Genomic DNA, 20,260 nt, shown 5'->3' with positions numbered 1-20,260 from the left:
TCCGTCGTGGAGACCGCCAGCTTTTGCGCCTGGGCTTGGTTGGCCATTGTTGTTTCCTCTCAGTTATCTTTTGTGGCCCTTGTCGAGCCGGCGTTCCACGAAGGCCGAGTAGCGCGACATGCCGAAGCAGAAAATCCAGAACGTGAAGCCGGCGAAGATCAGTCCCGTCAGCGGCGTAACAGGTGTGATCCAGGCAGAATCCCCAAAGCTTGCCTTCACGATACCGAGCAGGTCGTACATCGAAATGATCGTGACGAGGGAGGTATCCTTGAACATGCCGATGAAGGTGTTCACGATGCCCGGGATCACGAGTTTGATGGCCTGCGGAAGCACGACGAAGGTCATTTTGTGGAAGTAGTTTAGACCAAGAGCGTCGGCCGCTTCATATTGTCCTTTCGGAATGGCTTGAAGACCACCGCGAATAACCTCCGCCATATAGGCGGACGCAAAGATCGACACGCCGATCAGGGCGCGCAGGAACTTGTCGATGTTGTTGCCGGGTTCGAGGAACAGCGGCAGCAGCACGCTTGCCATGAAAAGAACGGTGATCAGCGGCACGCCGCGGATCAGTTCGATGAAGATGATGCAAGCGGTCTTCAAGACCGGCATTTCCGACCGGCGACCAAGCGCCAGCAGAATGCCCGCCGGCAGCGATATGGCAATGCCGACGAAGGAGATGATGAGCGTCACCATCAGGCCGCCCCACAGCGACGTCTCCACGGGCCGGAGACCGAACACGCCACCGAGCAGCAGGAAGAAGGCGACGACCGGCAGGACGACCAGGAGCAGGAGGGCGTTCAGCCCCTTGCGCGGCACCTTTGGCATCAGGAAGGGGGTGAGCAGCCCCACGAACATGGCGACGACCAGCAACGGCCGCCACAGTTCGTCGCGCGGATAGGAGCCGAACATGAACTGCACGAAGCGGTCGCCGACATAGGCCCAGCAGGCGCCGTTCCAGCCGGCCGGAAGCTGGCCGCCCTGATCGACGGTGAGGCAGGCTGTGCGGTCTGCCCCGGTCCAGACGGCCGACACGAACAGCCAGTTGATGAGGCCCGGCAGGAAGTAGACCAACGCAGCCAGCGCGATGAGCGACAGGATACTGTCCTTCACCGATGCGAACAGGTTTGTGCGGATCCAGCCGATGACGGAGGAGTCGGAAAGCGGTGCCTTCTCCGGCTCGAGGAAGTCTTCGCGGACGTAGGTAATGCTTTCGGCCATCTCAGCGCTCCACCAATGCCATCTTGGCGTTGAACCAGTTCATGAACAGCGAGGTGATAAGGCTGATCGAGACATAGATCAGCATCCAGATCGAAATGATCTCGATCGACTTGCCGGACTGGTTGAGGATGGTTCCGCCGACCGCGACGAGGTCGGCATAACCGACGGCCACCGCGAGCGAAGAGTTCTTGATGAGGTTGAGGTACTGCGAGGTAAGCGGCGGAATGATGATCCGCAGCGCCTGCGGCAGCACGACGAGGCGCGTCGCCTGGCGCGGACGAAGACCCAGCGCATAGGAGGCTTCCGACTGGCCCTTGGACACGCCACGGATGCCGGCGCGCACGATCTCGGCGATGAAGGAGGCCGTATAGAGCGACAGCGCAAGGTAGAGCGCCAGGAATTCCGGACCGATGACCATGCCGCCCTTCATGTTGAAGGAGCCTGGCACGGCATAATCGAGGCTGAGCGGGCTTCCCATCACCACGAAGACAATGAGCGGGAAGAGCACGATCAGGCCGAGATTGACCCACAGGACCGGCGGGCGAATGCCCGTGGCACGCTGTCGGGCATTCGCCCAGACCGTGAAGGCGATCGCCGCGATCACGCCGATGATGAAGGCTGCAAACACGACCCCGAAGCCTTCACCGAAGACCGGCGCCGGCATGTAGATGCCGCGGTTCGAGACGAAGAACACCGCACCGGGATTATCCTTCACATGCTGGAAGATGGTGCGGATCGACGGCAGCAGGGCAAGAACGCCGAGATACCAGAAGAAGATGACCAGCAGCGGCGGAATGTTGCGGAAGATTTCCACATAGACCGTGCAGAGCCGCGCGATCAGCCAATTGTGCGACAGGCGCCCGACACCAACGAGCAGTCCGACGATCGTCGCAGTTACGATGCCGGCGGCGGCCACGACAAGCGTGTTGATGAGGCCGACCTGGAGTGCGCGGAAATAGGTCGAGTCGCTCGAATAGGCGATCAAGGTTTGCGCGAGATCGAAGCCGGCGCGGCTGTTCAGGAAGCCGAAACCCGCCGTCATGTTGGCGCGAGCCAGGTTCTGGACGACGTTGTTCCACGCATACCAGACCGCCGCGACGATCACGACAAGTGTTACGACCTGATAGACGATGCTTCTCAGCGCCGGATTGTAGAGAAGAGATACCTTCGGCGGTTCGCCGGACCCTGTTCGGGCATCCGCAAGAGCCATACATTTCCCCTGAATTTGCGTTCGCCCTGTTTTCCGGGCGTTTGTTTAAAAAGGGAGGGCAACGATTTGCCCTCCCGGATTAGTACGGATCAGTCGCTTAGCGAACCGGCGGAGCGTACTGCAGGCCGCCCTTGGTCCACAGGCCGTTCAGGCCGCGGGCGATCTTGAGCGGCGAGCCTTCGCCGACATTGCGCTCGAAGGATTCGCCGTAATTACCGACAGCCTTGATGATCTGCACGGCCCAGTCCTTCGGCACGCCGAGGTCGGCACCGATGGTCGAGTCAGCTTCTTCGCCGAGGAAGCGCTTGATGTCCGGGTTGGCGGACTTCTTCATCTCTTCGACATTGGCCGTCGTGATGCCGAATTCCTCGGCAGCCACCATCGCGTAGTGCGACCAGGTCACGATGTCGAACCACTTGGAGTCGTTCTGGCGAACGGCCGGGCCGAGCGGCTCCTTGGAGATGATTTCCGGCAGAACCATATGGTCGTCCGGGTTGGCCATCTTCAGGCGGATCGAGTAGAGGCCCGAGGCGTCCGTCGTGTAGGCGTCGCAACGGCCGGCATTGTAGGCGGCGTCGGCTTCATCCTGCGCTTCGAAAACGACCGGCTTGAAGTCCATGTTGTTGGAGCGGAAGAAGTCGGCGAGGTTGAGTTCGGTCGTCGTGCCGGACTGAACGCAGACGGAAGCGCCGGACAGTTCCAGAGCCGACTTTACGCCGAGTTCCTTCTTCACCATGAAGCCCTGGCCGTCATAGTAGTTCACGGCGCGGAAATCGAAGCCGAGCTGCGAATCGCGGCTGATGCTCCAGGTGGTGTTGCGGGCGAGAATGTCGATTTCGCCGGACTGCAGGGCCGGGAAGCGGTCCTTGGCCGAGAGCGGCGTATACTTTACCTTGGTGGCATCGCCGAAGACGGCAGCGGCCACGGCCTTGCAGAGGTCAATATCGAGACCGGCCCAGTTGCCGGCCGAATCCTGCGCGCCGAAGCCGGCGAGGTTCGAACCGTTCACGCCGCACTGCACGAAGCCCTTTGCCTTTACGTCAGAGAGCGTGTCGGCCTGTGCCGCCGTTGCGCCAAGCCCCAGAACGGCTGCACCAACGAGCGCCGCCATAATTTTTTTCGCCATTTTTTCACAACCTTTTTCTGTTGTCTTTGTTTTGTCCGCAGGTCACGCGATCCTAATGGATACGTTGCGGAACTCGCCACCCTCCCGGCGCGAGGTTGCTTATCTCATGCTCAAAATTTCGCAGGGTCAAGTGATCCGGACCATTTTCCGGTCGGTAACCTAAATTTGTCGGCATCTGACGGGATTTTGGGCAGAAAATCGGGGATTTGTGCAGTAAATCGCTCAAAAAATCCGCTTGTTTAACATTTGAAGCGCTTTGGACATCCCGCCGCCCATTCGTATGGGGTTGACCTCGCGGTCTCGCTGGCGAAAAGTCAGCGGCTCAATTCCCTCTCGCATCCTCGGACCGCCCCATGAAAAACAGAGACGAAATCCTCGCCGGCGCCGGCGTGAACACCCGCCTTGCCCATGCCGGAAACGACCCGGCGGACTATCACGGTTTCGTCAATCCTCCGGTTGTGCACGCCTCGACCGTGCTTTTCCCGAATGCCGCGACGATGGAAAGTCGGGCGCAGAAATATACATACGGCACACGGGGCACGCCCACCACGGATGCGCTCTGCGACGCCATCGATGAGTTGGAAGGGTCTGCCGGCACCATTCTCGTGCCCTCGGGGCTGGCTGCCGTCACCGTGCCGTTCCTGGCCTATCTTTCGGCCGGCGACCACGCGCTCATCGTCGATTCGGTCTACCACCCGACCCGCCACTTCTGTGACACGATGCTGAAACGTCTTGGCGTGACGGTGGAATATTATGATCCGATGATCGGTGCGGGTATCGCGGCCCTGATCAAGCCGAACACCAGGCTGGTCCACACCGAGGCTCCCGGTTCCAACACATTCGAGATGCAGGATATCCCGGCCATCGCCGCCGTTGCCCACCAGCACGGCGCGATCGTCACCATGGACAATACCTGGGCGACGCCGCTCTATTTCCGCCCGCTGGATTTCGGCGTCGATGTCTCCATCCATGCCGCGACAAAGTACCCGGCCGGCCATTCGGACGTGCTGTTCGGCACGGTCTCGGCCAATGCCGCGCATTGGGAACAGTTGCACGACACACAGATCGCGCTCGGTACCTGCGCCTCGCCTGACGATGCCTATCAGGTGCTGCGCGGCCTGCGCACCATGGGCGTTCGGCTGGAGCGCCACCAGGAAAGTGCACTTGATCTCGCCCGCTGGCTGGAAGGCGTGGACGACGTTTCGCGGGTGCTGCATCCCGCACTGCCGAGCTTCCCGGGCCACGAGCTCTGGAAGCGCGATTTCAAGGGATCGAGCGGCATTTTCTCGATCGTGCTGAACGGCGGCTCGCCGGAGCGCTACAGGGCGAAGGCCCATGCGTTCCTCGATGCGCTTGGTATTTTCGGCCTCGGTTACTCCTGGGGCGGCTTCGAATGCCTCGCGGTCCATGTCACCCTTTCGGACCGCCGCGTCGCCAAGGGACCGGAGGAGGGGCCGGTTCTCCGTCTCCAGATCGGCCTCGAAGACGTGAAGGACATCAGGGCCGATATCGAGCGCGGGCTTGCGGCAGCGCGGGCGGTCTGACCGTCAACCTGGTGTGCGGTAACCGTAGAGCCAGTCGAGATCGGCGGCGAGGCTCTCCGGTCCGCGCAGCGCCAGCACGAGATTGCGGCCGAGCGCGATCGGACCGCGCGCGTGATAGGCAAAGCGGTTGAAGGCACCGCGGCTGCGCACGCGGGCGACGCGCTCGCGGCGGGTGGTTTCGAAACGCCGGAGCGCCTGCGTGGTGTCGGTTTCATCCGCAAGCAGATGGGCGAGCAGTGCGGCGTCCTCGATCGCCATCGCGGCACCTTGCGCCGCGAATGGCGTCATGGCGTGCGCGGCGTCGCCGATCAGCACGGTCTTGCGTCCATCCGTCCAGGCGCCGTCAGGGCACTCGAAGAGCGGCCACATCAGGGGATCCTGCGCATCGTTCAACAGGCGGCGGATATCGGCGTGCCAGCCGGAAAAGGCGTCGAGCAGGCGCTTGCGGGCTATAGCGTCGCCCTTGCGTGACCAGCCTTCCGGCGGCGCTTCCGCAAGCTGGTGGATGGCGACGATGTTGAAGGCTTGGCTCTCTGCAAGCGGGTAGGCGACGAGATGTGCCTGGGGGCCAAGAAAAGCCGCCACGGTGCGCGGGTTGAGAAACGGCGGTGCCACGCCATAGGGCACGAGGAAACGCCAGGCGATGGTGCCGGAATAGCGCGCGGGCAGGGCGCCCGGCACCGTTTGGCGCAGGCGCGACCAGACACCGTCGGCGGCGATGAGGATGTCCGTCGGCGCGACGGCGCGGGCGTCTTCTGCGGTCTCGATTCGCTTGCCCGTCGTTACTGTGCAAAGCGGCTCGCGGCGAACGGCATCGAGGAGCACGGCTTGTAGGGCGGCGCGGTGCAGCACGCCATAGGGAGCGCCCCAGCGCGTGCGAGCGGCCCGGCCGGCGGGAACCGACGCAAGCGGCGCTAGCGAGCTTCCCGAGGACAGCAGGATATGATCCGGCTCGCTCCAGCGGGCGCTGAGCGCGTCGAGCAGGCCGAGGTTGTCAAGGATGCGAGACGCATTTGGCGAGAGTTGCAGGCCGGCGCCGACTTCCTCGATGGCGGGGGCCTGCTCGAGGACATGCGCGGTGATGCCTTTCTGCGCAAGCGCAAGAGCAGTCGTCAGCCCGGCAATGCCGGCGCCGACGATGGTTGCAGATGTGACGGAAGACATGATCGTACCGGCCCTTCGGCCGTTACGCCGCGACCTGGTTGGTGAAAGTGCAGCCGACCGGATCGGTCTGGCTGGCCTTGAAGGTCGGGTTGTAGCGGAAGAGCGTCGAGCAGTACGGGCAGACCTTTTCGTTGTCGTCGCCCATGTCGAGGAAGACGTGCGGATGGTCGTAGGGCACGGAAGCGCCGACACACATGAATTCCTTCACGCCGATCTCGATTGCGCGATGGCCGCCGTCGTTCTGGAAATGGGGAATGCTGTGGCCAGCCATGTCATGCTCCGTAAAATACCGTCTTTTCTGGCGCGGACCATAGTCGCCTTCCGGCGAAATGTGTAGATGCAAAACCGTCGCGCCTGGCGAGATTTCGGCGCGGCTGCCGTTTTCTCCAGGGCCGAACCGCTTTATGAGCAGGGACAAGAAAACGAAAGAAGGCCCGCGATGAACCTCGATGCTCCAGCCTTTTCCAGCTTCACCCATGACGGTCTCGAACTCGCCTTCTTCGACGAAGGCGACCCCTCGGGCGATCCGGTGCTGCTGATCCACGGTTTCGCCTCAAGCGCCAACGTCAACTGGGTGTTTCCCGGCTGGTTGAAGACGCTGGGCGATGCCGGCTACCGTGTCATCGCGTTCGACAATCGCGGCCATGGCAAAAGCGCCAAGCCGCATGACCCGGCGGTCTATACGCCGCCGTTGATGGCCGGCGATGCCGCAGCGCTCCTCGATCACCTCGCAATCCCCGAGGCGCATGTCTTCGGCTATTCCATGGGTGCGCGCATCACCGCCTTCATGGCACTTGCCCATCCGCACCGCGTGCGGTCCGTCGTGTTCGGCGGGCTCGGCATCGGCATGGTGACCGGCGTCGGCGATTGGGACCCGATCGCCGATGCGCTGCTGGCGCCCTCGCTCGATGTGGTTGTCCATGAGCGCGGCCGCATGTTCCGCGCCTTTGCTGACCAGACGAAATCCGACCGGCAGGCGCTCGCCGCCTGTATCATGACGTCGCGTGATCTGCTGACGGACACGGATATGGGGCACATCGACGTGCCGGCGCTGATCGGAGTCGGGACGAAAGACGACATTGCCGGCAGCGCGCAGGCGCTGGCCGATCTCATGCCGAATGCCCGTGCGCTCGACATCCCCGGCCGCGACCACATGCTCGCCGTCGGCGACAGGGTCTTCAAGCGCGCCGTGCTGGATTTCTATGCGGAAATCGACGGTCGCTGACGCACCATTTGCGACAACAACCGTCGGGCCATTTCGCTCGGCCGTGCTTTGCATTATATATGGACGGGAATGACCATAAGGAGTGCGGCGATGGTCGCGACGAACGAACTCAGGGCCGGTGAGAATCTCAAGGCCATGGATCCGATCTGGGACAGCCTGCGCGAAGAAGCGCGCGTTGCTGCCCAGGCCGAGCCACTGCTGGCGGCCTTCCTCTATTCGACGGTGCTGAACCACCGCTCGCTGGAAGAAAGCGTGATCCACCGCGTCTGCGAGCGCCTCGACCATCCGGACCTGCAGGCGAACCTGCTGCACCAGATCTTTTCCGAGATGCTGGAAGACTGGCCGGAATGGGGCGGCATCCTGCGCGTCGATATCCAGGCCGTCTACGATCGTGACCCCGCATGCCTGCGGTTTTTGGATGCCGTGCTCTATTTCAAGGGTTTTCACGCCATCCAGACCCATCGTGTCGCGCACTGGCTGTATAACAACGGCCGGCGCGACCTCGCGCTTTACCTGCAAAGCCGCTCTTCCAGCGTCTTCCAGACCGACATCAACCCGGCTGCGCGTATCGGCAAGGGCATTTTCCTCGATCATGCCACCGGCTTTGTCGTCGGCGAGACGGCGGTGATCGGCGACAATGTCTCGATCCTGCACAACGTGACGCTCGGCGGCACCGGCAAGGAAGGCGGCGACCGCCATCCAAAGATCGGCGACGGCGTGATGATCGGGGCGGGCGCAAAAATCCTCGGCAACATCCATATCGGCCATTGCTCGCGCATTGCCGCCGGCTCCGTGGTGCTGAAGCCCGTGCCGCCGAAATCGACGGTGGCCGGCGTGCCGGCCAGGGTCATCGGCGAGGCGGGCTGCAACGAGCCCTCGCGCGCCATGGACCAGCTTCTGGCAGCCTTCGACTACGACCTCTAAAGCGGGGAAAGTCGCAGCCTGCCGGACATCGAGGGTTTACACGCCCCGGAGCAGGTGCGAGAAGCGCGCCAAATCAAACGTTGACGGAGACATGTCGTGACGCCGGAAGAAATCAGGAAGCTCGAGGCTTACTTCAAGCGCAATATCAACAAGGAGATCGCGATCAAGGCCCGTCCGCGCAAGGATGAATCGGCCGAGGTCTATCTTGCTGATGAATTCCTGGGCGTTATCTTCCGCGACGACGAGGATGGCGAACTCTCCTACAACTTCTCCATGGCGATCCTCGACATCGATCTCTGATCTGTCGGCATAGCCAAAGAAACGACCCGGCAGCCCATGGCGCCGGGTCTTTTTGTTATATTTTTGCGACAAGTCAGCCGTTTTTAGGCGCCAATAATCATACCTATTGCGCAAGGTCTTGCTTTACTTGTGGAATATTGCATTGCAGCATCTTTATTGACTTTTTTGTGCGCCGCATATAGATTTCGGGGCATATCACCGGGATCAAAGGAGACTTCGATGTTCAATTTCGATGACGCCAACAAGAAGAGCAAGGAAGCCGTGGACACGTTCGTCAAGAGCTACGCGACCGTTGCGCAGGGCTTTCAGGCGATCGCCACCGAAACGGCTGACTATTCGAAGAAGTCCTTCGAAAGCAACGTTGCCCATATCGAGAAGCTCTCGAGCATCAAGAGCGTCGAAGCTGCTGTCGAGCTGCAGACGGCTTTCGTGAAGTCCGCCTATGAAGGCTTCGTCGCTGAAGCCACCAAGCTCAGCGAAATGTACGCCGACCTCGCCAAGGGCACGTACAAGACCTACGAAGCGCCTGTTGCCAAGGCGACCGCTGCTGCCAAGGCTGCTGTCGCGGCTTAAGGCTATCCAGTACTGCATACGCGTATAGCGTTTATCGGCCGGCTGCGGGCAACCGCAGCCGGCCTTTTCGTGTTGCGGAGATTGCGCGAGGCTGATGCGGCAGGAGCAAATTTCGCTATTTCCTTCGGATGGTCCGCGATTATGATTGCAGTGCGAAGCAGGGGTCTTACAATCGTGTGTCGAAACATTAGATAACAGGTCCAGAAGGCAGCCTCGGCTGAACGGTGCGCTCCAAGGAAGTGGCCGAAATCAAGGGAATGAACACAAATGGATGTGAGACTGGCTCGAATGCAGGATGGGGAAGGCGGCAGCGACACTCCCGGTCGCAGCACCTCCGTCATTACCCGCACGAAGCCGAAGACGAAGAAGCCGAGCCTGTACCGCGTCCTGCTTCTCAATGACGATTATACTCCTATGGAGTTTGTAATCCACATTCTGGAACGTTTCTTCCAGAAGGACCGGGAAGCGGCCACGCGGGTCATGCTCCATGTGCACAATCATGGCGTAGGCGAATGTGGCGTGTTCACCTACGAGGTTGCCGAAACCAAAGTGACACAGGTGATGGATTTCTCCCGCCAGCACCAGCATCCGCTGCAATGTGTCATGGAAAAGAAATGAGGAACGAACGTGCCAACATTTTCTGCAAGCCTTGAAAAGGCGCTCCACCAGGCACTGACCTACGCGAACGAGCGCCATCATGAATATGCGACGCTCGAGCACCTCCTGCTCGCCCTTATCGAGGACGCCGACGCGGCCGCGGTGATGGGCGCCTGCAATGTCAATCTCGACGTGCTGCGCAAGACCGTCACCGACTATGTCGATAACGACCTCGCTAACCTGGTGACGGGTTATGAAGAGGATTCTAAGCCCACGTCCGGCTTCCAGCGCGTCATCCAGCGCGCGGTGATCCACGTCCAGTCGTCTGGCCGCGAGGAAGTGACCGGGGCCAACGTGCTCGTCGCGATCTTTGCCGAGCGCGAGAGCCACGCCGCCTATTTCCTGCAGGAGCAGGAGATGACGCGCTACGACGCCGTCAACTTCATCTCGCATGGCATCGGCAAGCGCCCCGGCTCCACCGAAGAGCGCAAGGTGCGCGGCGCAGAAGACACTGACAACGAGCCGAAGCAGCAGCGCAATGGCGCCGAGCCGGAAGAGCCCGCAAAGAAGCAGGATGCGCTCACCGCCTATTGCGTCAACCTCAACGAGAAGGCCAAGAACGGCAAGATCGACCCGCTCATCGGCCGTCATGCCGAGGTCAACCGTACCATTCAGGTCCTTTGCCGCCGTTCGAAGAACAATCCGCTCTATGTGGGTGATCCGGGCGTCGGCAAGACGGCCATCGCGGAAGGCCTCGCCAAGCGCATCGTCGAAGGCAAGGTGCCGGAAGCGCTGGCCGACGCGACGATTTTTTCGCTCGACATGGGCACGCTGCTCGCGGGCACGCGCTATCGCGGTGACTTCGAGGAACGCCTGAAGCAGGTCGTCAAGGAACTGGAAGACTATCCGGGCGCGGTTCTCTTCATCGACGAGATCCACACGGTCATCGGCGCCGGCGCCACCTCCGGCGGCGCAATGGATGCTTCCAATTTGCTGAAGCCCGCTCTGTCCTCCGGCGCGATCCGTTGCATTGGCTCGACGACCTACAAGGAATATCGTCAGTTCTTCGAAAAGGACCGGGCACTCGTGCGCCGCTTCCAGAAGATCGACGTCAACGAGCCGACCATCGACGACACGATCGAGATCATGAAGGGCCTGAAGCCCTATTTCGAGGAGTACCACAAGCTTCGGTATTCCAACGAGGCGATCAAGTCGGCCGTCGAACTGTCGGCGCGCTACATCAACGACCGCAAGCTGCCGGACAAGGCGATCGACGTGATCGACGAGACCGGTGCGGCCCAGATGCTGCTGCCCGTTGGAAAACGCCGCAAGCTGATCACCGAAAAGGAGATCGAAGCGACGGTCGCCACGATGGCCCGTATTCCGCCCAAGACCGTCTCGAAGGACGACGAGCAGGTGCTCGCCAACCTTGAGAAGGAACTGAGCTCGGTCGTCTACGGCCAGGATCTCGCCATTGAGGCACTGTCATCGGCCATCAAGCTGTCCCGTGCGGGCCTGCGCGAACCGAACAAGCCGATCGGCTGCTATCTGTTCTCCGGCCCCACCGGCGTCGGCAAGACCGAAGTCGCCAAGCAGCTTGCCAGCTCGCTCGGCGTGGAACTCCTGCGCTTCGACATGTCGGAATACATGGAGCGGCACACGGTTTCGCGTCTGCTCGGTGCACCTCCCGGCTATGTCGGCTTCGATCAGGGCGGCCTCCTGACCGATGGCGTCGACCAGCATCCGCACTCCGTGCTGCTGCTCGACGAAATCGAGAAGGCGCATCCGGACATCTACAACATCCTGTTGCAGGTCATGGATCACGGCTCGCTGACCGACCACAACGGCAAGAAGATCGACTTCCGCAACGTCATCCTGATCATGACGACCAATGCGGGCGCGTCCGACATGGCCAGGGCCGCCATCGGCTTTGGCTCGTCCAAGCGCGAAGGCGAGGACATGGAGGCGATCAACCGCCTGTTCACGCCGGAATTCCGCAACCGTCTCGATGCGATCATCCCGTTCGGCTCGCTGCCGACCCCGGTCATCCATCAGGTCGTGCAGAAATTCGTCATGCAGCTGGAAACGCAGCTTGCCGAGCGCAACATCACCTTCGACCTCCAGCAGGAAGCCATCGCCTGGCTGGCTGAGAAGGGCTACGACGAGAAGATGGGGGCCCGCCCGCTGTCGCGTGTCATCCAGGAAAACATCAAGAAGAAGCTCGCCGACGAAATCCTCTTCGGCAAGCTCAAGAAGGGCGGCGTCGTCCGCGTTTCCGTCGGCACGAAGGAAGATGGCTCGACCGGCCTGATCCTCGACGCCGTGCCGGAAACCGCACGGATCAAGCCGAAGGCCGAAGTCGAGGAAACCGCCGCGAAGAAGGCAAAGCCCCGCAAGGCCAAGGAAACCGTTGCAGCGGAAGCGGCGCCGACCAAGGCAAAGTCTTCGAAAAAGGTGACCGAAGCCAAGGCCGAACAGCCGAAGGACGAGCCGCCGCGCAAGTCCAGCGCCGTTCCCAAGGTGCCGCGTAAGAAATAACGGTTCTACAAATGATATGGGCCGGGCAGGAGACTGCCCGGCTTTCTTTTTGACACCTCCTCATCCGCCCGTCGGCACCTTCTCCCCGAAGGGGAAGGAGAAAAATGAGACGGTTGCAACCCTCCCTTCTCCCCTCGGGGAGAAGGTGGCCCGACAGGCCGGATGAGGGAGCGGTCGATTCTATTGCAAGAGATTTTTATGACTGCCGAGCCCGAGCCCCAATCCCACACCCATTGGTTCCTTCTCGGCATGCGCGGGCTTTTCAGCCTGCCGGCGATCATCCTGATGCTGTCCTTCGTCGGCTTTGCAGCGTTTACGGCGGAAGCGAAAATTCCGGTCGAGCAGGTGATGTTCATGACCGGAATGGTCTGGGCGCTACCGGCGAAAGTAATCCTCGTCGGCTCCATGCTGTCGGGCGCCCACATCGCAGCCGCCTTCATTGCCGTGACGCTATCCTCCGTGCGCATGATGCCGATGGTCGCCGCGCTCATTCCGGAAATTCGGACAAGCCGCACGCCGACCTGGCTGCTTCTCATCATTTCGCATTTCGTGGCGATCACTGCCTGGGTCTTTGCCATGGAACATGTGCGTGACGTGCCGCGCAGCGGCCGTGTCGCCTTCTTCGCCGGCTTCGGCATCACCCTGACGCTCGCCAACATCCTACTCGTCGGCCTCGTCTACGGCGCTGTTTCGGAATTTCCGCCGATCGTGTCGGGCTGTCTGTTCTTCCTGACGCCGGTCTATTTCCTCACCTCGATCTGGATTTCCGCCCGCCATCGGGTGATCTACTGGGCGCTCGGCATCGGCCTTGCGCTCGGTTACGTCTTTGCGGTGATCGCGCCGGAATACGACATTCTGCTCGCCGGCATTATCGGCGGAACGGTCGCCTGGTGGGGGGAACGGCTGTTGCGCCAGAAGGAGGCAAGCCGATGAGCTTCGACGGCCTGTGGCCCTATATCTACATCGCCATCGCCGGCTGGCTTGCGACGGATCTGTGGCGCTGGGCCGGCGTGCTTGCCGGCAACCGCCTCGATGAAAAATCGGAAGTGCTGAACTGGGTGAGGGCGGTGGCGACAGCACTCGTGGCTGCCGTCATCGCCAAGCTGATCTTCTTCCCGACGGGAACGCTCGAGACCTCGCCGCTCTGGCTGCGGCTTGGCGCGGTGGTTTTCGGCGCCGTCTGCTTCTTTTTCGGCGGGCGCTTCCGGCAGATCCTGGGAATTGCCGCGGCCATTGCCTTCCTGGCCGCGGGTCTTGCCATCACCGGCGTCTGATCAGAGCGGCGCGAGGCCGAGGCTCTGGCGCAGGTCGAAGCCGTTTTCGACGGGATAACGCACGTTGCCGATCTTCCAGTCTCCACCGTTTTTCACGAAGTGGATCTCGACCGTTTTCGTGGCGCCGAAATTCGTCATCTCGGCACGCACCACGGCACCTGTATCGTTTTCCGAAACCAAGGTGGCGACGGCGGAAACCTTGTCGAAGTCCTGCGCATCGATGAAGAAATCGAAGCCCGGATGGTTCTCGCCGGACAATTGCTCGGCGACGTCGGCGAGATAGGGAACATCCTTCGGGCCGTTGCCGTCATTGGCGTAGCCGGCGTAGATTTTTTCGACGATCGCTTCCGGCCGCTCCGCTGCGAAGGCGGGGAAGGCAGGCAGCGCGGCGAGAAGAGCCGCGCTTGCGAGCCCGAACAGCACCGTGCGACGGGTGAGGAGAAGCGTGCTCATTTCGACAGCGCCTTTTTCAGCTTTTCCGCATTCGCGGCCAACACGCCCTGGTCTTCCATCGTACCGGAATGCGGCTTCAGCGCCACGCCCTCGCTGCGCGGGATGACGTGGAAATGCAGATGATAGACGGTCTGGCCGGCGGCCGGTTCGTTGAACTGGATGACCGTGACGCCATCCGCCTCGAACGCCTCCTTCACCGCAACCGCCACCTTCTGCACGACCGGCAGCAGGCGTGAAAGCGTCTCATGGTCGGCATCGAGAATGTTGCGCGACGGCGTCTTGGGGATGACAAGCGTATGTCCGTTTGCCTGCGGCATCACATCCATGAAGGCGACGGTGTGATCGTCCTCGTAGACGCGGTGCGAGGGGATTTCGCCGCGCAGGATCTTTGCGAAGATGTTGTTCGTGTCGTAGCTCATGCTCGTCTCCCGATCGTGCTCAATCTGTGTCGTTTGGTTCGCCGCGGCGGAAGGGGCCGTGTTCGGCAAGGTATTCGCCCGTCATCTCGACATCGCGGCGCTCGCGCTCAAGATAGTCCGCGACGGCACGCCGGAGGCCCGGATGGGTGATGTAATGGGCTGAATGCACGGTGGCTGGCAGGTAGCCGCGCGCCAGCTTGTGTTCGCCCTGCGCGCCGGCCTCAACGCGCGCCAGCCCCTTGGCAATCGCGAAATCGATCGCCTGATGGTAGCAGACTTCGAAATGCAGGAAGGGGTGATCCTCTATGCAGCCCCAGTGCCGGCCGTAGAGGGTGTCGCCGCCGATGAAATTGATCGCCCCGGCAATGTAGCGGCCATTGCGCTTGGCCATGATGAGAACGATGTCGTCCGCCATGCGCTCGCCGATCAGGCGGTAGAACTCGCGATTGAGATAGGGCCGGCCCCATTTGCGGCTGCCGGTATCCATGTAGAAGGTGAAAAACTGGTCCCAGATCTGTTCGGTCAGGTCCTTGCCCGTCAGCCAGTCGATGGAAATGCCGTGTTCCAGCGCGGCGCGGCGCTCCTTCTTCAACGCCTTGCGCTTGCGTGACGCAAGCGTTTCCAGAAAATCCTCGTGCGAGCCATAGCCGGCATTGATGAAGTGGAACTGCTGGTCTGTGCGGTGCAGGTAGCCGGAAGCCTCGAAGACCGGCATCTCCTCCTCCGGCACGAAGGTCACGTGCGCGGATGACACGCCGTGGCGTTTGCACAGTTCCTTCAAACCCTCGGCGAGTGCCGCTTGCGTCTCGATAACCGGTTGGTCGAGGCGGTGCAGCAGACGCGGGCCAGTCGCCGGCGTGAAGGGGATAGAGGCTTGCAGCTTGGGATAATACCTCCCGCCGGCGCGCTCGAAGGCGTCGGCCCAGCCGTGGTCGAAGACATATTCGCCCTGGCTGTGATTTTTGAGATAGACGGGCAGGGCGCCAAGAATAGCGCCGTCGTCGCCCTCCAGAAGAAGATGCTGGCCGAGCCAGCCGGTTTCGGCAACGGCACAACCCGATTCTTCGAGCGAGGACAGGAAGGCGTGGCTGACGAAGGGGTTGTAGGGTGTTGCAGCATCCCCCCTGGAGGCGCCGGCAAGACGCCCCCAGTCATCCGACGAAATGTCGGCGAAGCTCGTTTCGACGCGAATGCGCACCGACCCGGCCATACTCAAGCCGTCAAGGCCTCGCGCGGATCAAACCCTTCGAAGGTCATCTGGTCCGCGTTGAGCGCTGTGATCGTGCGCGCCTCGTCGTCGCGCACGGTCCAGGTGATGATCTGCTTGCCGAGATCGCGCTGCCGGCTGATGAAATCATTCGGCAGGTGGCCGTAATAATAGGAGATGAAATCGAGCCCGAGCTGCATCGCTTTTTCATGCACGGCAAAGTTCTCCGGCCGCGCACCTTCCGCCGTCAGGCCGACGGGGCGGGTTGTGCCGTTCTCCTTCAGGTCCTTCAGCAGCCACTGGTCGAAGCTCATCAGCGCGACCGGGCCGTCATAGTCCTCGATGGCATCGAGCACCGCCACGGCGAACCCCTCGTCATCTCCCTTGCGACCCTTCAGTTCCAGGACGAGCGGCACCCGGCCCTTCACGAGATGGAGTAGCTGTCTCAGCGTCGGAATGCGATCCGCCGTTCCACCGACCGGCAGCAGGCCGAGTTCGCCGGCCGTGCGCGCACGGACGTCACCTTCGATACCGCAGAGTCGCTTCAGGTCGTCGTCATGGAAGACGACGGGAATGGCATCGGCGGCATATTGCAGGTCGCATTCGATCGCGAAGCCGGCATCGGCGGCGCGTGCGAAGGCGGACAACGTGTTTTCCCAGACGGTCCGGTTGAGGTCGTGATAGCCGCGGTGGGCAATCGGCCTCTCGGTCAGCCAGCTGAATTTCTGCATCAGGCAATTTCCATGATGGCATCGATTTCGACGGCCGCATTGAGCGGGAGTGCCGCCATGCCGACGGCGGCGCGGGCATGTTTGCCGGCATCGCCCAGCGCGCCGACGAGGAAGTTGGATGCACCGTTCAACACCAGATGCTGTTCGACGAAGTCCGGCGTCGAGGCAACAAAACCGTTGATCTTGATGATACGCTTGATGCGCGACAGGTCACCGAGTGCGGCCTTCGCCTGGGCAAGGAGGCCAAGCGCGCAGAGTTCGGCGGCCTTCTGGGCGCCGGCGACGTCGACATCCTTGCCGACATGGCCGGTCACAGCGAGCTTGCCGTCGAGCATCGGCAGCTGGCCGGAAATGTGGAGCACGTTGCCGCTGATGACGAAGGGCACATAGTTGGCTGCCGGCGCCGCCGCCACGGGAATATCGTAGCCCAGTTCTTTGACGCGTTTCTCGATTTCAGCGGACATGCCGGTCTCCGTTGCTGGTCTGTTTGGGATATCGCTGCGGCGTGCTGCCGCGATATCGAAATGAATAGGGCATCGCGGGGATATTGCCTCGCTTTTGCCGGAAGAGTTCATATAACATCGCGACCGACTTCAACAGGAGGAAACGGATGTTTCGTTCATCCTTTGCCGCGGCCGCCATGGCCGGGGCATGCTTCGCCGGCAGCGGCATCACGAGCGCCTTTGCCGCCCCGGCAACGGGGCTTGCGCCGCACCGCGCCGTCTACGACCTCCAACTCAAGGATGCCTCCGAACGGTCCGGCATCGCCGGCATGTATGGCCGCATGGTCTATGAATTCAACGGCAGTCCCTGCGAGGGCTACACCGTGAGCTTCCGTTTCGTCACCCAGGTCAATACGGGCGAGGAGACGCGGCTCACCGACCAGCAGACGACGACCTATGAGGACCTGAAGAGCGGCAGCTTCCGCTTCCTCACCCGCTCGTTCACCGACGAAAAGCTGGACAAGGAAGTGCGCGGCTCCGCCCGCGAGGACAAGAACGGCGTCAGCGTCGACCTGACGGCCCCGGACACAAGGCAGGTGGAACTCGCCGCCAGCCGCTTCCCCACCGAACACATGCTGGATGTCATCGATCGTGCCAAGAAGGGCGAGCGCTTCTTCGAATCGCGGCTCTTCGACGGCTCGGATGCCGGTGACAAGACGCTGATGACCACCTCGGTCGTCGGCAAGAAGGAAACGCCGAAGGCCGGTGATCCGGATGCCGACAAGGCGGGCAGTTTCTCCAAGCAGGCTTTCTGGCCGGTCTCGATCGCCTATTACAACGACACGAGCGAAGGGGACGCACTCCCGGTCTATCGCATGTCTTTCAAGCTTTACGAGAACGGTATCACCCGCGATCTGACCATGGACTACGGCGAGTTCGTGCTGAGCGGCAAGCTCGCCAAGCTCGAGATGTTCAAGGAACAGGAGTGCAAGTAGGCCCTTCTGGCCGTCTTTTTTGCTGGTTGCCCTTGATTTTCCGGGAATCTGGGGGTATGGGGCAGCCATTCCACACGTAAGGCATGGGATAGTCCGGGAGAAATCCGGACCGTTCCGCCCGGTGGCATTCCCGAAGGGGATGCTGTTCGCCTTGCGGAGGTTCAACCGGAAAAGGATAACTAGGCATGGCATTGCCCGATTTCTCTATGCGCCAGCTTCTGGAAGCTGGTATTCACTTCGGCCACCAGACCCACCGCTGGAACCCGAAGATGAAGCCGTACATCTTCGGCGATCGTAACAACGTTCACATCATCGACCTGGCACAGACCGTTCCGCTGCTGTCGCGCGCCCTTCAGGTCGTGTCCGACACGGTTGCCGGTGGCGGCCGCGTTCTGTTCGTTGGCACGAAGCGCCAGGCGTCCGACATCATTGCCGACGCTGCCAAGCGTTCGGCCCAGTACTACGTCAACGCCCGCTGGCTCGGCGGCATGCTGACGAACTGGAAGACGATCTCCAACTCGATCCAGCGTCTGCGCAAGCTCGACGAGATCCTCGCTTCGGAAGGCTCCGGCTATTCGAAGAAGGAGCGCCTGACCCTCGAGCGCGAACGCGAAAAGCTTGAAAAGGCTCTCGGCGGTATCCGCGACATGGGCGGCACGCCGGACCTGATGTTCATCATCGACACCAACAAGGAATCGATCGCGATCCAGGAAGCCAAGCGTCTCGGCATCCCGGTCGTCGCCATCATCGACTCCAACTGCGATCCGGACCCGATCGATTTCCCGATCCCCGGCAACGACGACGCCTCGCGCGCCATCGCTCTGTACTGCGATCTGATCGCACGTGCTGCCATCGACGGCATCGCACGCCAGCAGGGCGCATCGGGCCGCGATCTCGGCGCCTCCGCTGAAGTTCCGGTCGAGCCGGCACTCGAAGCTGAAGCCGAAGCATAAGGCCAAGGTCGGAGCGAGACATTCGCTCCTGCTTTTCCGATCCAACCGAGGCCAGAGAGACGATCCCTGGCCTCGGCTTGTTTAAAGACCTTGTCTGCCCACGGTCCGAAGGGCCGCAGCTGAGGCGACAGGTCGCGGTGATCTTCATCACCCTGTCATATTCCCGGGTACATTCGTTCCCAAAACCTTGAGTTCGCCGAGGTTTTCCGGCGGCACGCAACAACCGACAAGAGGCTCACAATGGCTGAAATCACCGCTGCACTGGTGAAGGAACTGCGCGAAAAGTCCGGCGCAGGCATGATGGACTGCAAGAGGGCGCTGACTGAAAACAACGGCGACATCGAAGCAGCGATCGACTGGCTGCGCGCCAAGGGCATCGCCAAGGCCGACAAGAAGTCCGGCCGCACCGCGGCTGAAGGCCTCATCGGCATTGCCAGCGCCGGCACCAAGGCCGTCGTCATCGAAATCAACTCCGAAACCGACTTCGTTGCCCGTAACGATGCCTTCCAGGACATCGTTCGCGGCGTTGCTGGCGTGGCACTTGGCACCGACGGTTCCGTCGAGGCGATCTCGGCTGCCAACTACCCGGCAACCGGCAAGTCCGTTAACGAAACCATCACCGACGCGATCGCCACGATCGGCGAGAACATGAACCTGCGCCGCGCAACGCTGCTGTCGGTCGAAGACGGTGTCGTCGCGACCTACATCCACAATGCGGTTGCTGACGGCCTCGGCAAGCTCGGCGTTCTCGTCGCGTTGAAGTCGACCGGCGACAAGGAAGCGCTCACCACCATCGGCCGCCAGGTCGCCATGCACATTGCCGCCACCAACCCGCTCGCCATCCGCTCCGAAGAAGTCGATGCTGGTGTCGCCGAGCGCGAACGCAACGTCTTCATCGAGCAGTCGCGCGCTTCCGGCAAGCCGGACAACATCATCGAGAAGATGGTTGAAGGCCGCATGCGCAAGTTCTTCGAAGAAGTTGCCCTGCTGTCGCAGGCCTTCGTCATGAACCCCGAAGTGACCGTCGGCGCTGCCGTCAAGGAAGCTGAAAAGACCGTCGGTGCGCCGATCGAAGTCGTCGGCATGGCCCGTCTCCTGCTCGGCGAAGGCGTCGAAAAGGAAGTAACGGACTTCGCCGCCGAAGTCGCAGCCGTCGCCAAGGGCTGATTCCCTTAATCCCGATTGGGAAAAGACTGGCCTGATTGGGAAAAGAACAGGGCGCCGCGTGACAACGCGGCGCCCTTCGTGTATCCGGCTTGCCGAAATGCCTGCCCCGAATATTCTCAAGCGGCGAGGGCTGCCCCTTGCAGGACCGCCCCCGGTTCTGCCCGGCTGCCGGATCGGGAGAGCAGGATCACAAGTTCAG

Annotated in this window: 22 protein-coding genes; 12 read left to right on the top strand and 10 right to left on the bottom strand. The window is 61.6% G+C overall.

All coding sequences use genetic code 11. The features are described 5' to 3' along the window. Nucleotides 1-63: 63 nt before the first annotated feature. The 3 genes from ACT6VE_RS30615 to ACT6VE_RS30605 all read right to left on the bottom strand — a co-directional run bounded on the left by ACT6VE_RS30615 (nt 64) and on the right by ACT6VE_RS30605 (nt 3,554). Entirely contained in the window at nt 64-1,218 is a 1,155-nt protein-coding gene (locus ACT6VE_RS30615) for an amino acid ABC transporter permease (RefSeq protein WP_444802020.1), read from the bottom strand. A 1-nt stretch (nt 1,219) separates the two neighbouring features. Further along, nucleotides 1,220-2,428, bottom strand: coding sequence for an amino acid ABC transporter permease (locus tag ACT6VE_RS30610; RefSeq protein ID WP_444802019.1), 1,209 nt, complete (start codon nt 2,426-2,428; stop codon nt 1,220-1,222). Between the two features lie 97 nt (nt 2,429-2,525). Continuing rightward, the gene (locus tag ACT6VE_RS30605; protein ID WP_444802018.1) at nt 2,526-3,554 is read right to left on the bottom strand and encodes an amino acid ABC transporter substrate-binding protein; all 1,029 of its coding nucleotides are present in this window, start codon (nt 3,552-3,554) and stop codon (nt 2,526-2,528) included. 353 nt (nt 3,555-3,907) lie between these two features. Between ACT6VE_RS30605 and ACT6VE_RS30600 the strand changes: the two genes are divergently transcribed. Further along, nucleotides 3,908-5,098 carry a cystathionine beta-lyase gene (locus ACT6VE_RS30600; protein ID WP_444802017.1) on the top strand — a complete coding sequence of 397 codons (1,191 nt, stop codon included), beginning with the start codon at nt 3,908-3,910 and terminating at the stop codon, nt 5,096-5,098. Nucleotides 5,099-5,101: 3 nt separating this feature from the next. Here the strand turns inward: ACT6VE_RS30600 and ACT6VE_RS30595 are convergent, their stop codons facing one another. After that, nucleotides 5,102-6,262, bottom strand: coding sequence for an FAD-dependent monooxygenase (locus ACT6VE_RS30595; protein WP_444802016.1), 1,161 nt, complete (start codon nt 6,260-6,262; stop codon nt 5,102-5,104). A 22-nt stretch (nt 6,263-6,284) separates the two neighbouring features. Beyond that, complete coding sequence (locus tag ACT6VE_RS30590) at nt 6,285-6,533, bottom strand: zinc-finger domain-containing protein (RefSeq protein ID WP_444802015.1); 249 nt, start codon at nt 6,531-6,533, stop codon at nt 6,285-6,287. A gap of 168 nt (nt 6,534-6,701) precedes the next feature. Here ACT6VE_RS30590 and ACT6VE_RS30585 point away from each other — a divergent pair, with 168 nt between their 5' ends. The 8 genes from ACT6VE_RS30585 to ACT6VE_RS30550 all read left to right on the top strand — a co-directional run bounded on the left by ACT6VE_RS30585 (nt 6,702) and on the right by ACT6VE_RS30550 (nt 13,693). Continuing rightward, complete coding sequence (locus tag ACT6VE_RS30585) at nt 6,702-7,487, top strand: alpha/beta fold hydrolase (RefSeq protein WP_444802014.1); 786 nt, start codon at nt 6,702-6,704, stop codon at nt 7,485-7,487. 90 nt (nt 7,488-7,577) lie between these two features. Beyond that, a complete protein-coding gene (gene cysE, locus ACT6VE_RS30580) occupies nt 7,578-8,411 on the top strand; it encodes a serine O-acetyltransferase (protein WP_444802013.1) in 834 nt (277 codons plus the stop codon). A 96-nt stretch (nt 8,412-8,507) separates the two neighbouring features. After that, on the top strand, nt 8,508-8,711 hold the full coding sequence (locus tag ACT6VE_RS30575; protein WP_444802012.1) for a DUF3126 family protein: 204 nt from the start codon (nt 8,508-8,510) through the stop codon (nt 8,709-8,711). Nucleotides 8,712-8,930: 219 nt separating this feature from the next. Beyond that, nucleotides 8,931-9,284 carry a phasin family protein gene (locus tag ACT6VE_RS30570; RefSeq protein ID WP_444802011.1) on the top strand — a complete coding sequence of 118 codons (354 nt, stop codon included), beginning with the start codon at nt 8,931-8,933 and terminating at the stop codon, nt 9,282-9,284. Between the two features lie 267 nt (nt 9,285-9,551). After that, nucleotides 9,552-9,902, top strand: coding sequence for an ATP-dependent Clp protease adapter ClpS (gene clpS / locus ACT6VE_RS30565; RefSeq protein WP_444802010.1), 351 nt, complete (start codon nt 9,552-9,554; stop codon nt 9,900-9,902). A gap of 9 nt (nt 9,903-9,911) precedes the next feature. Beyond that, nucleotides 9,912-12,419, top strand: coding sequence for an ATP-dependent Clp protease ATP-binding subunit ClpA (gene clpA / locus ACT6VE_RS30560; protein WP_444802009.1), 2,508 nt, complete (start codon nt 9,912-9,914; stop codon nt 12,417-12,419). A gap of 198 nt (nt 12,420-12,617) precedes the next feature. After that, the gene (locus ACT6VE_RS30555) at nt 12,618-13,352 is read left to right on the top strand and encodes an AzlC family ABC transporter permease (RefSeq protein ID WP_444802008.1); all 735 of its coding nucleotides are present in this window, start codon (nt 12,618-12,620) and stop codon (nt 13,350-13,352) included. Then, nucleotides 13,349-13,693 carry an AzlD domain-containing protein gene (locus ACT6VE_RS30550; protein ID WP_444802007.1) on the top strand — a complete coding sequence of 115 codons (345 nt, stop codon included), beginning with the start codon at nt 13,349-13,351 and terminating at the stop codon, nt 13,691-13,693. Before ACT6VE_RS30555 ends, ACT6VE_RS30550 begins: the two co-directional genes overlap by 4 nt. Here the strand turns inward: ACT6VE_RS30550 and ACT6VE_RS30545 are convergent, their stop codons facing one another. The 5 genes from ACT6VE_RS30545 to ACT6VE_RS30525 are packed head-to-tail and all read right to left on the bottom strand — an operon-like array spanning nt 13,694 to nt 16,967. After that, nucleotides 13,694-14,146: a DUF3828 domain-containing protein gene (locus ACT6VE_RS30545; protein WP_444802006.1), complete on the bottom strand. Its 453-nt coding sequence runs from the start codon at nt 14,144-14,146 to the stop codon at nt 13,694-13,696. It lies immediately after the preceding gene. Next, complete coding sequence (locus tag ACT6VE_RS30540) at nt 14,143-14,565, bottom strand: HIT family protein (protein ID WP_444802005.1); 423 nt, start codon at nt 14,563-14,565, stop codon at nt 14,143-14,145. Before ACT6VE_RS30540 ends, ACT6VE_RS30545 begins: the two co-directional genes overlap by 4 nt. A gap of 19 nt (nt 14,566-14,584) precedes the next feature. Next, nucleotides 14,585-15,775 carry a GNAT family N-acetyltransferase gene (locus ACT6VE_RS30535; RefSeq protein WP_444802023.1) on the bottom strand — a complete coding sequence of 397 codons (1,191 nt, stop codon included), beginning with the start codon at nt 15,773-15,775 and terminating at the stop codon, nt 14,585-14,587. A gap of 2 nt (nt 15,776-15,777) precedes the next feature. Continuing rightward, nucleotides 15,778-16,503 (bottom strand): glycerophosphodiester phosphodiesterase, encoded by a 726-nt coding sequence (locus tag ACT6VE_RS30530; protein WP_444802004.1) that lies wholly within the window; start codon nt 16,501-16,503, stop codon nt 15,778-15,780. Next, nucleotides 16,503-16,967 (bottom strand): RidA family protein, encoded by a 465-nt coding sequence (locus ACT6VE_RS30525; RefSeq protein WP_069058819.1) that lies wholly within the window; start codon nt 16,965-16,967, stop codon nt 16,503-16,505. The genes ACT6VE_RS30530 and ACT6VE_RS30525 overlap by 1 nt, the downstream gene beginning before the upstream one ends. A gap of 146 nt (nt 16,968-17,113) precedes the next feature. Here ACT6VE_RS30525 and ACT6VE_RS30520 point away from each other — a divergent pair, with 146 nt between their 5' ends. The 3 genes from ACT6VE_RS30520 (at nt 17,114) to tsf (ending at nt 20,061) form a co-directional block, all read left to right on the top strand. Further along, nucleotides 17,114-17,941, top strand: a complete 828-nt coding sequence (locus ACT6VE_RS30520) for a cell envelope integrity EipB family protein (RefSeq protein WP_444802003.1) — start codon at nt 17,114-17,116, stop codon at nt 17,939-17,941. Between the two features lie 185 nt (nt 17,942-18,126). After that, on the top strand, nt 18,127-18,894 hold the full coding sequence (rpsB, locus tag ACT6VE_RS30515; protein WP_069058823.1) for a 30S ribosomal protein S2: 768 nt from the start codon (nt 18,127-18,129) through the stop codon (nt 18,892-18,894). Between the two features lie 240 nt (nt 18,895-19,134). Further along, a complete protein-coding gene (gene tsf / locus ACT6VE_RS30510; RefSeq protein WP_444802002.1) occupies nt 19,135-20,061 on the top strand; it encodes a translation elongation factor Ts in 927 nt (308 codons plus the stop codon). The last annotated feature ends 199 nt before the right edge of the window (nt 20,062-20,260 follow it).

This window comes from Shinella sp., from assembly GCF_052438155.1.
Taxonomy (GTDB): Bacteria; Pseudomonadota; Alphaproteobacteria; order Rhizobiales; family Rhizobiaceae; genus Shinella.
Note: the sequence above shows the minus strand (reverse complement) of the source record. Positions and strands in the feature narration are given on the sequence as shown.

Excerpts from the sequence above, each read along its gene's own strand:
- ACT6VE_RS30590 (WP_444802015.1), bottom strand. The coding sequence starts at position 6,533 with ATGGCTGGCCACAGCATTCCCCATTTCCAGAACGACGGCGGCCATCGC.
- ACT6VE_RS30535 (WP_444802023.1), bottom strand. The coding sequence starts at position 15,775 with ATGGCCGGGTCGGTGCGCATTCGCGTCGAAACGAGCTTCGCCGACATT.
- ACT6VE_RS30530 (WP_444802004.1), bottom strand. The coding sequence starts at position 16,503 with ATGCAGAAATTCAGCTGGCTGACCGAGAGGCCGATTGCCCACCGCGGC.
- ACT6VE_RS30545 (WP_444802006.1), bottom strand. The coding sequence starts at position 14,146 with ATGAGCACGCTTCTCCTCACCCGTCGCACGGTGCTGTTCGGGCTCGCA.
- ACT6VE_RS30540 (WP_444802005.1), bottom strand. The coding sequence starts at position 14,565 with ATGAGCTACGACACGAACAACATCTTCGCAAAGATCCTGCGCGGCGAA.
- ACT6VE_RS30615 (WP_444802020.1), bottom strand. The coding sequence starts at position 1,218 with ATGGCCGAAAGCATTACCTACGTCCGCGAAGACTTCCTCGAGCCGGAG.
- ACT6VE_RS30585 (WP_444802014.1), top strand. The coding sequence starts at position 6,702 with ATGAACCTCGATGCTCCAGCCTTTTCCAGCTTCACCCATGACGGTCTC.
- clpS (WP_444802010.1), top strand. The coding sequence starts at position 9,552 with ATGGATGTGAGACTGGCTCGAATGCAGGATGGGGAAGGCGGCAGCGAC.
- ACT6VE_RS30600 (WP_444802017.1), top strand. The coding sequence starts at position 3,908 with ATGAAAAACAGAGACGAAATCCTCGCCGGCGCCGGCGTGAACACCCGC.
- cysE (WP_444802013.1), top strand. The coding sequence starts at position 7,578 with ATGGTCGCGACGAACGAACTCAGGGCCGGTGAGAATCTCAAGGCCATG.
- tsf (WP_444802002.1), top strand. The coding sequence starts at position 19,135 with ATGGCTGAAATCACCGCTGCACTGGTGAAGGAACTGCGCGAAAAGTCC.
- ACT6VE_RS30570 (WP_444802011.1), top strand. The coding sequence starts at position 8,931 with ATGTTCAATTTCGATGACGCCAACAAGAAGAGCAAGGAAGCCGTGGAC.
- ACT6VE_RS30555 (WP_444802008.1), top strand. The coding sequence starts at position 12,618 with ATGACTGCCGAGCCCGAGCCCCAATCCCACACCCATTGGTTCCTTCTC.
- ACT6VE_RS30610 (WP_444802019.1), bottom strand. The coding sequence starts at position 2,428 with ATGGCTCTTGCGGATGCCCGAACAGGGTCCGGCGAACCGCCGAAGGTA.
- ACT6VE_RS30605 (WP_444802018.1), bottom strand. The coding sequence starts at position 3,554 with ATGGCGAAAAAAATTATGGCGGCGCTCGTTGGTGCAGCCGTTCTGGGG.
- ACT6VE_RS30525 (WP_069058819.1), bottom strand. The coding sequence starts at position 16,967 with ATGTCCGCTGAAATCGAGAAACGCGTCAAAGAACTGGGCTACGATATT.
- ACT6VE_RS30595 (WP_444802016.1), bottom strand. The coding sequence starts at position 6,262 with ATGTCTTCCGTCACATCTGCAACCATCGTCGGCGCCGGCATTGCCGGG.
- ACT6VE_RS30520 (WP_444802003.1), top strand. The coding sequence starts at position 17,114 with ATGTTTCGTTCATCCTTTGCCGCGGCCGCCATGGCCGGGGCATGCTTC.
- ACT6VE_RS30550 (WP_444802007.1), top strand. The coding sequence starts at position 13,349 with ATGAGCTTCGACGGCCTGTGGCCCTATATCTACATCGCCATCGCCGGC.
- rpsB (WP_069058823.1), top strand. The coding sequence starts at position 18,127 with ATGGCATTGCCCGATTTCTCTATGCGCCAGCTTCTGGAAGCTGGTATT.